The organism is Cytobacillus horneckiae (genome assembly GCF_002835735.1).
GTDB classification, from domain to species: domain Bacteria; phylum Bacillota; class Bacilli; order Bacillales; family Cytobacillaceae; genus Cytobacillus; species Cytobacillus horneckiae.
In genome coordinates this window covers 228,440-235,131 of the sequence record NZ_PISD01000013.1, presented here as the reverse complement: position 1 = coordinate 235,131, position 6,692 = coordinate 228,440, and the positions used below count along the sequence as shown (strand labels likewise).

The 6,692-nt window shown below is 39.9% G+C and carries 7 protein-coding genes and 11 tRNA genes; 1 reads left to right on the top strand and 17 read right to left on the bottom strand.

Features of this window, described 5'->3' with window-relative positions; translation table 11 throughout:
- Positions 1–75: 75 nt before the first annotated feature.
- The 12 genes from CWS20_RS07905 to CWS20_RS07850 form a co-directional block, all read right to left on the bottom strand.
- A tRNA-Gly gene (locus tag CWS20_RS07905) sits at positions 76–149 on the bottom strand.
- A gap of 26 nt (positions 150–175) precedes the next feature.
- Positions 176–252: transfer RNA gene (locus CWS20_RS07900), tRNA-Pro, on the bottom strand.
- A gap of 12 nt (positions 253–264) precedes the next feature.
- Positions 265–341, bottom strand: a tRNA-Arg gene (locus CWS20_RS07895).
- 58 nt (positions 342–399) lie between these two features.
- Positions 400–486 (bottom strand) — tRNA-Leu (locus CWS20_RS07890).
- Positions 487–546: 60 nt separating this feature from the next.
- Positions 547–628: transfer RNA gene (locus tag CWS20_RS07885), tRNA-Leu, on the bottom strand.
- 10 nt (positions 629–638) lie between these two features.
- Positions 639–714 (bottom strand) — tRNA-Lys (locus tag CWS20_RS07880).
- 40 nt (positions 715–754) lie between these two features.
- Positions 755–829 (bottom strand) — tRNA-Gln (locus CWS20_RS07875).
- Between the two features lie 15 nt (positions 830–844).
- Positions 845–921 (bottom strand) — tRNA-Asp (locus CWS20_RS07870).
- Between the two features lie 24 nt (positions 922–945).
- A tRNA-Glu gene (locus CWS20_RS07865) sits at positions 946–1,017 on the bottom strand.
- Positions 1,018–1,047: 30 nt separating this feature from the next.
- Positions 1,048–1,138: transfer RNA gene (locus CWS20_RS07860), tRNA-Ser, on the bottom strand.
- A 4-nt stretch (positions 1,139–1,142) separates the two neighbouring features.
- A tRNA-Asn gene (locus tag CWS20_RS07855) sits at positions 1,143–1,217 on the bottom strand.
- Between the two features lie 142 nt (positions 1,218–1,359).
- Positions 1,360–1,836 carry a SprT family protein gene (locus tag CWS20_RS07850; protein ID WP_066192971.1) on the bottom strand — a complete coding sequence of 159 codons (477 nt, stop codon included), beginning with the start codon at positions 1,834–1,836 and terminating at the stop codon, positions 1,360–1,362.
- Between the two features lie 142 nt (positions 1,837–1,978).
- Between CWS20_RS07850 and cmpA the strand changes: the two genes are divergently transcribed.
- Positions 1,979–2,095, top strand: a complete 117-nt coding sequence (cmpA, locus tag CWS20_RS07845) for a cortex morphogenetic protein CmpA (protein WP_101226260.1) — start codon at positions 1,979–1,981, stop codon at positions 2,093–2,095.
- A gap of 14 nt (positions 2,096–2,109) precedes the next feature.
- Here the strand turns inward: cmpA and CWS20_RS07840 are convergent, their stop codons facing one another.
- The 5 genes from CWS20_RS07840 to CWS20_RS07820 form a co-directional block, all read right to left on the bottom strand.
- Positions 2,110–4,284: a Tex family protein gene (locus CWS20_RS07840; protein ID WP_066192968.1), complete on the bottom strand. Its 2,175-nt coding sequence runs from the start codon at positions 4,282–4,284 to the stop codon at positions 2,110–2,112.
- Positions 4,285–4,494: 210 nt separating this feature from the next.
- Complete coding sequence (locus tag CWS20_RS07835) at positions 4,495–5,085, bottom strand: PP2C family serine/threonine-protein phosphatase (RefSeq protein ID WP_066192966.1); 591 nt, start codon at positions 5,083–5,085, stop codon at positions 4,495–4,497.
- Complete coding sequence (gene sigB, locus CWS20_RS07830; RefSeq protein WP_066192964.1) at positions 5,082–5,876, bottom strand: RNA polymerase sigma factor SigB; 795 nt, start codon at positions 5,874–5,876, stop codon at positions 5,082–5,084. Before sigB ends, CWS20_RS07835 begins: the two co-directional genes overlap by 4 nt.
- Complete coding sequence (rsbW, locus tag CWS20_RS07825) at positions 5,854–6,327, bottom strand: anti-sigma B factor RsbW (RefSeq protein ID WP_066192962.1); 474 nt, start codon at positions 6,325–6,327, stop codon at positions 5,854–5,856. Before rsbW ends, sigB begins: the two co-directional genes overlap by 23 nt.
- Positions 6,324–6,656: an STAS domain-containing protein gene (locus CWS20_RS07820; RefSeq protein WP_066192960.1), complete on the bottom strand. Its 333-nt coding sequence runs from the start codon at positions 6,654–6,656 to the stop codon at positions 6,324–6,326. Before CWS20_RS07820 ends, rsbW begins: the two co-directional genes overlap by 4 nt.
- Positions 6,657–6,692: the final 36 nt, after the last annotated feature.

Genomic DNA, 6,692 nt, shown 5'->3' with positions numbered 1-6,692 from the left:
CTGTATAATCAGCTGTTTTTTTAGAATTAACGTTGACGTTTTTTGTTCGTTCAGTTTTCAAAGATCAATCTTTTTTGGAGCGGGTGAAGGGAATCGAACCCTCATCATCAGCTTGGAAGGCTGAGGTTTTACCACTAAACTACACCCGCATGAATGTATGATTATATGAATGAAATGGTCGGGAAGACAGGATTCGAACCTGCGACCCCTTGGTCCCAAACCAAGTGCTCTACCAAGCTGAGCTACTTCCCGGTATGGTATGTATGGCGCGCCCGAGAGGAGTCGAACCCCTAACCTTTTGATCCGTAGTCAAACGCTCTATCCAATTGAGCTACGGGCGCCCTTAGAAGCAACTCTATTATACTAACATAACTTCAATTGTGTGTCAATAACTTTTTTTGGTGCGGCCGAGAGGACTTGAACCTCCACGGGGTTAACCCCCACTAGGCCCTCAACCTAGCGCGTCTGCCATTCCGCCACGACCGCTTAATTAAGCGACAAAGATTATTGTAACACAAGATCAGTGATAGCACAACGTTTTTTTGATGCGGGTGAAGGGAGTCGAACCCCCACGCCTTGCGGCGCTAGATCCTAAGTCTAGTGCGTCTGCCAATTCCGCCACACCCGCGAGTTATAAATGGTGAGCCATGAAGGACTCGAACCTTCGACCCTCTGATTAAAAGTCAGATGCTCTACCAACTGAGCTAATGGCTCATTTATGTTCTGTTTCAAAAAAAATCTTAAAAATAAAAAATGGCTGGGCTAGCAGGATTCGAACCTACGAATGACGGAGTCAAAGTCCGTTGCCTTACCACTTGGCTATAGCCCAACAACAAAAATATTATGGCGGTCCGGACGGGACTCGAACCCGCGACCTCCTGCGTGACAGGCAGGCATTCTAACCAGCTGAACTACCGGACCTAAAGCAATCTTAGAAAAAAAAAATGACCCGTACGGGATTCGAACCCGTGTTACCGCCGTGAAAGGGCGGTGTCTTAACCGCTTGACCAACGGGCCATGATAAAATAATTCGCTTATGTATTATTCTGGCGGAGAAGGAGGGATTTGAACCCTCGCGCCGGTTGCCCGACCTACACCCTTAGCAGGGGCGCCTCTTCAGCCACTTGAGTACTTCCCCGTTATGGCTCCGCAGGTAGGATTCGAACCTACGACCGTTCGGTTAACAGCCGAATGCTCTACCACTGAGCTACTGCGGAATAATTATAAATTGTCTCTCTAGGCATTAATCCAAGCTGGTTAATCAATGGCGCCTTATCGACTCTTTAAATTATAATAACCTATATTTTAAAAGTCAAGCATGTTTTTAAAACTATCCTAAGATATTTTTTCATTAACTAATTAGCCTTTCATTGCATCTTCCGGCGTCATCAGCAATAATTTACCCCGACATTTGCCGCAAACATATTTTTTCGTATCCATTCGGCGTTTCCTTCGATAGACTTGATGACAGTTTACACATTGATAAAAGATGGTTTTATTGCTTTTCCTTTTTTGCTGTTGTGGTAATGCTGAACAGAACCGGGGTGCATCTACTTTTATCATTAAATCTTTAAAATCTTTATCACGATGCTGATAGCCTTTTCCTTCTATATGAAGGTGATAATGGCAAAGCTCATGTTTAATAATGCCAATTAGCTCATCCATGCCTAATTGTTCAAGATATGCCCTGTTAATTTCTATTCTATGATCAGAGAGCATATAGCGCCCGCCTGTCGTTTTTAATCTGCTATTAAAGAATGCTTGATGACGGAACGGCTTGTCAAAGTACTTCAATGAAACTTCTTCTACTAGCCATTGCAATTCCTTGTCTCTCATTAAACCTCTCCCTATAGCCCAATAGGTATCTTACGGTTAATTTACCGGAACGTGACAACCTATGGGAGCATACACTATATATACATTATGATCAGAATAACATAATTCCTGTGAAAAATGCTTGCTAAAGGGAGGAAACGAGATGCCTGTATGGTTTCAAAATCAAATGCAGCGCGCTTTTTTTGAAAAAGATCATTATCAAATTAAACTATTAAACCAATGCTGGTTTTTTTACAGAAAAAAACACTGCTCATCATAAGCAGTGTTCATTATTTATTTGGGAGAAAGCATCGTTAATGCCACTCTTCCTTTGTTTTTATCCACTGAATCAACCCAAACTGTTACGACATCACCAACTGAGACAACATCTAAAGGGTGTTTGACAAATTTATTGCTGAGCTTCGAAATATGAACAAGACCATCTTGTTTAACGCCTATATCTACAAATGCCCCAAAGTCCACTACATTGCGAACGGTTCCTTGCAGTTCCATGCCTTCATTTAAGTCATCAAGCTGAAGGACATCTTGTTTTAACAGTGGTGCAGGAAGCTCATCACGAGGATCCCGGCCAGGTTTAACTAATGCATCAATAATATCCGATAAAGTTAATTCGCCAATTCCTAATTCGCCAGCCGTTTCTTTTATATCAATATGTGATAACGAATCTCTCAAAGAAGGCGTACCTAAGTCCGCACTGCTTAAATTCAATCTATCCAATAGCTTATTTACTTCTGAGTAAGTTTCCGGGTGGATGCCTGTACGGTCTAAAGGCTCTTCACCATCGATTATACGTAAAAATCCAATCGCTTGTTCATATGTTTTTGCACCGAGCCTTGGAATTTTCTTTAGCTGTTTTCGGCTGACAAATTTCCCTTCTTCCTCCCGCTTTTTCACAATATTATTTGCTACAGTCTTGGATAAGCCAGCAACATGCTGAAGCAAGGAAGTTGAAGCTGTATTCACGTTTACCCCAACTTGGTTAACGGCTGTTTCAACCACGAAGTCGAGCGATTCTGTCAGCTTTTTCTGTGATACATCATGCTGATATTGACCGACCCCTACTGATTTTGGATCAATCTTTACTAACTCTGCAAGAGGATCTTGAAGTCGACGTCCAATAGATACCGCACTTCTTTCTTCCACTTGAAGTTCAGGAAATTCTTCACGGGCAATATCTGAAGCAGAGTACACACTTGCTCCCGCTTCATTGACGATTAAGTAAAAAATTTCTTCATTTACTTCCTTCAAAATATCGGCAATAAACTGCTCTGTTTCCCTCGATGCAGTGCCATTACCTATCGCGACCATTTTTACATGAAAGCTTTTTAATAATTGAATGACCTTTGACTTTGCTTCTTTCTGTTTTGAGACAGGGGGATGCGGGTAGATAACCTCGATTTTTAATACTTTGCCTGTCTCATCTATCACTGCCATTTTACAGCCTGTTCTATACGCAGGATCAACGGCGAGGACGACCTTGCCCTTTAAAGGAGGCTGCAGCAATAGCTTTCTTAAATTCTCAGAAAAGATTTTAATTGCCTGCTCTTCCGCTTTCTCTGTTAGCTCTCCACGTATTTCTCTTTCAATAGAAGGTTGTATCAGACGCTTATATGCACCCTCTATCGCTTCTTTCACTATGTCTGCACTTGGCGAGTGCGGTTTTTTAATCCACCTCTTATTAAGTTCATTTAATATCCTCTCGGCATTTGACTTAACACCAATCCTTAAAACCTCTTCTTTTTCTCCGCGGTTTAAGGCAAGAATTCGGTGAGGAACAATCTTTGCTACACTCTCATCATACTCATAGTACATTTCATATACTTTTTTCTCATCTTTTGTTTCGTCTTTGAGAGTTGATTCTACTTTCCCATTTTTATACGTCTCAAGCCGAATCCCTTTTCGGCTGTCCGCGTCATCAGACACCGTTTCAGCAATGATATCTTTCGCGCCTGCAAATGCTTCTTCAATAGAAGAAACACCTTTTTCTTCATTAATGAATTGGCTTGCTTTTTCATCTGGAGAAATATCTGATGAAAATGCCAGAATCCATTGCGCGAATGGTTCAAGTCCTTTTTCTTTTGCGACCGTGGCTTTCGTCCGTCTTTTTTGCTTATAGGGACGATATAAATCTTCTACTTCTTGTAATTTAGATGCTTTTTCTATTTGTTGAGAGAGTTCCGGAGTAAGCTTTCCTTGTTCATCTATTAAACGAGTCACTTCATCTTTTCTTTGGTCTAAGTTTTGTATGTACTGCCAGCGTTCAACTATATCTCGAATTTGAACTTCATCAAGAGCACCTGTCATTTCTTTTCTATATCGCGCAATAAAAGGGACCGTGTTGCCTTCTTCAATAAGGGAAATCGTATTTTTCACTTGTTTTAATGATAATGACTGTTCCTTAGCTATGACTGTCATTACTTGCTCGTTCTTATCTATCGTTTTCTCCACAATCATTCCTCCAGCGATTTAATCTTACACTCATTGTAGCAAATCGGAGATTATGTTTCACATTTCACTTTAGCACTTTAACAAAATTATCTATTCTTTTTAGCCAACCCTTTTTCTGCCCTTGTTTGTTAAGAGCTTTTTTCATGTATGGAATTCATCTACATTCACTAAAAACCTGAACCAAAAATAAAAAGCCTGCCTGTTTTAATATCAGTGCAAGCTTCCTATTATAAATGTTGCGTCATCATCATTTGATGGAAATTCAGATTTAATTAATTCCGCTGTCGTCTCAATGGGTAGCCGTTTATTCATAATTTTCTTAATGCCGGATATATTATATCCGTCTGAAAACATTAGAAATTTTATTTCGTTCTGATATTTAAATCGTTGCGCTTTAAACACTTGCCGCTTACCAGATAAATAACCTGAGACTGGCATCGGATAAATAAGTTTTTCGCTATCTCCGTAAAAGAAAAAACGAATGTTGCCTACACAGCTGTATGTGAGTTCTTTCGCATCGAAATCAATTTTTACAATTCCGACCGCGGCACCTCTTTTACTGGAAAGTGAATCATTGCTTAGCTTCATCAATGTTTCCACATCTAGATGATGGTTATTTTCAATCACTTGTGAAACAGCCATAGAAGCCTCGTTTGCATGAACACCGCTACCTAAACCATCTGCCAGTACACATATAAAATACTGGTCTGTTGTATGGTAAAAGTAAGAATCGCCACAAACTGCTTGACCGCCTTTAGCAGTTTGATATTTGACTACTTTTACACGATTGTCTTCAATCATATAATATACTCCGAGCTTCCACTCTCAGCATGAATAGCTTCTTGTAGCTTCTTAATCGCTCGGCGCTGCAATCTCGAAACATGCATTTGGGATATATCAAGTTTTTCTCCGGCCTCTTTTTGACTTAAGTTTTCCAAGAAGGTATATTGAATGACCTGTTTCTCCCTGTCCGATAGCACATGAAGAACTTTTTCTAGTACAAGCATTTGATTAACCTTTTCGTAGCCTTCGTCCACATTTCCAACGATATCAAGCAGAGTAACCGTTCCACCATCTGAATCAGCTTCAATCGAGTGATCAACAGAAAGAGCTTGATAGCTTTTACCCATTTCCATTGCTTCCAGCACTTCTTCTTCTGATACCTCTAAAGCCTCGGCGATTTCAGCCATTTTTGGAGAACGCTGCAGTTTCGTTGTTAGTTCTTCTGCCGTTGCTTTAATTTTTGGACCCAATTCTTTAATACGGCGTGGAACATGAACACTCCATGTTTTATCTCGAAGAAACCTTTTAATTTCTCCGATAATGGTTGGAATTGCGAACGCTTCAAAGGACTTGCCAAATGAATCATCATATCTGCGGATTGCACCTAATAACCCAATCACACCAACTTGTACAATGTCTTCATGATATGGACGCCCTTTTGAATATTTCCGGGCGATAGACTCTACCAGCTTATAATATTGCTGGACAAGAATATCTTGTGCTTCCTCACTTTGGTTCGTTTGATATTCATTAATTAATTGATTAATTTCTTCTTTAGATCTTTGGTTAGGTTGAGATCGCTTCTGCATCCCTCTCCACCTGCTCTCCCTCTAGGTATTTAGTCATAAAGACTGTCACACCCTCTTGGTGATGAATCTTGACTTCATCCATCAATGTTTCTATTAGGTATAAGCCTAATCCTCCTTCACGAAGGAACTCGACAGAATCGTTTGGATTATATGGGCCTGCACCATTCTTAGCTTGATTAAAATCGAAGCTTTTTCCGCTATCAGCTACCATTACTTCAAGCTTATCTTTATATAGCCCAAACCCAATCAGCACTTCGCCTTTATCATTATTCTTATAGGCATGCTGAACTGCGTTTGTGCATGCTTCGCTTATAGCTATCTTCAAATCTTCAATCTCATCATAGCTAAATCCCATTCTGCTGGCGATTCCAGATAGAGTCAGGCGGATAATACCTACATATTCCGCTTTCGAGGGAATCTTCATTTCAATATAATCGAACGATTCACTCATCTAATTTCACCTTCCATCTTACCGCTAATATCGATAATATCAGCTAGGCCTGTAATTTCAAATAGCCTCTGCAAACGACTGGACAACCCAATAATTTTAAAACTTCCTTCATGCGCACGTACATTTTTAAACAAGCCAACAAAAACACCTAGACCTGTACTATCCATATAAGAAACGCCAGATAAATCGACAATCATATCGACATTTTCTTTTTCTGATAACGGAATTAATTCTTCTTTTAATTTCGGTGCAGTATATACATCAATTTCTCCATTAACTGTCACTTCGGTTAATGTCTCATTATTGTTAACGTTTATATTAATATTCATGTTATGCCCACCTTTTAGCAAATAACTGGATAATCT

Coding starts and splice junctions, on each gene's coding strand:
- CWS20_RS07850 (WP_066192971.1), bottom strand. CDS start 1,836: ATGAGAGACAAGGAATTGCAATGGCTAGTAGAAGAAGTTTCATTGAAG.
- cmpA (WP_101226260.1), top strand. CDS start 1,979: ATGCCTGTATGGTTTCAAAATCAAATGCAGCGCGCTTTTTTTGAAAAA.
- CWS20_RS07835 (WP_066192966.1), bottom strand. CDS start 5,085: ATGATTGAAGACAATCGTGTAAAAGTAGTCAAATATCAAACTGCTAAA.
- sigB (WP_066192964.1), bottom strand. CDS start 5,876: ATGCAGAAGCGATCTCAACCTAACCAAAGATCTAAAGAAGAAATTAAT.
- rsbW (WP_066192962.1), bottom strand. CDS start 6,327: ATGAGTGAATCGTTCGATTATATTGAAATGAAGATTCCCTCGAAAGCG.
- CWS20_RS07820 (WP_066192960.1), bottom strand. CDS start 6,656: ATGAATATTAATATAAACGTTAACAATAATGAGACATTAACCGAAGTG.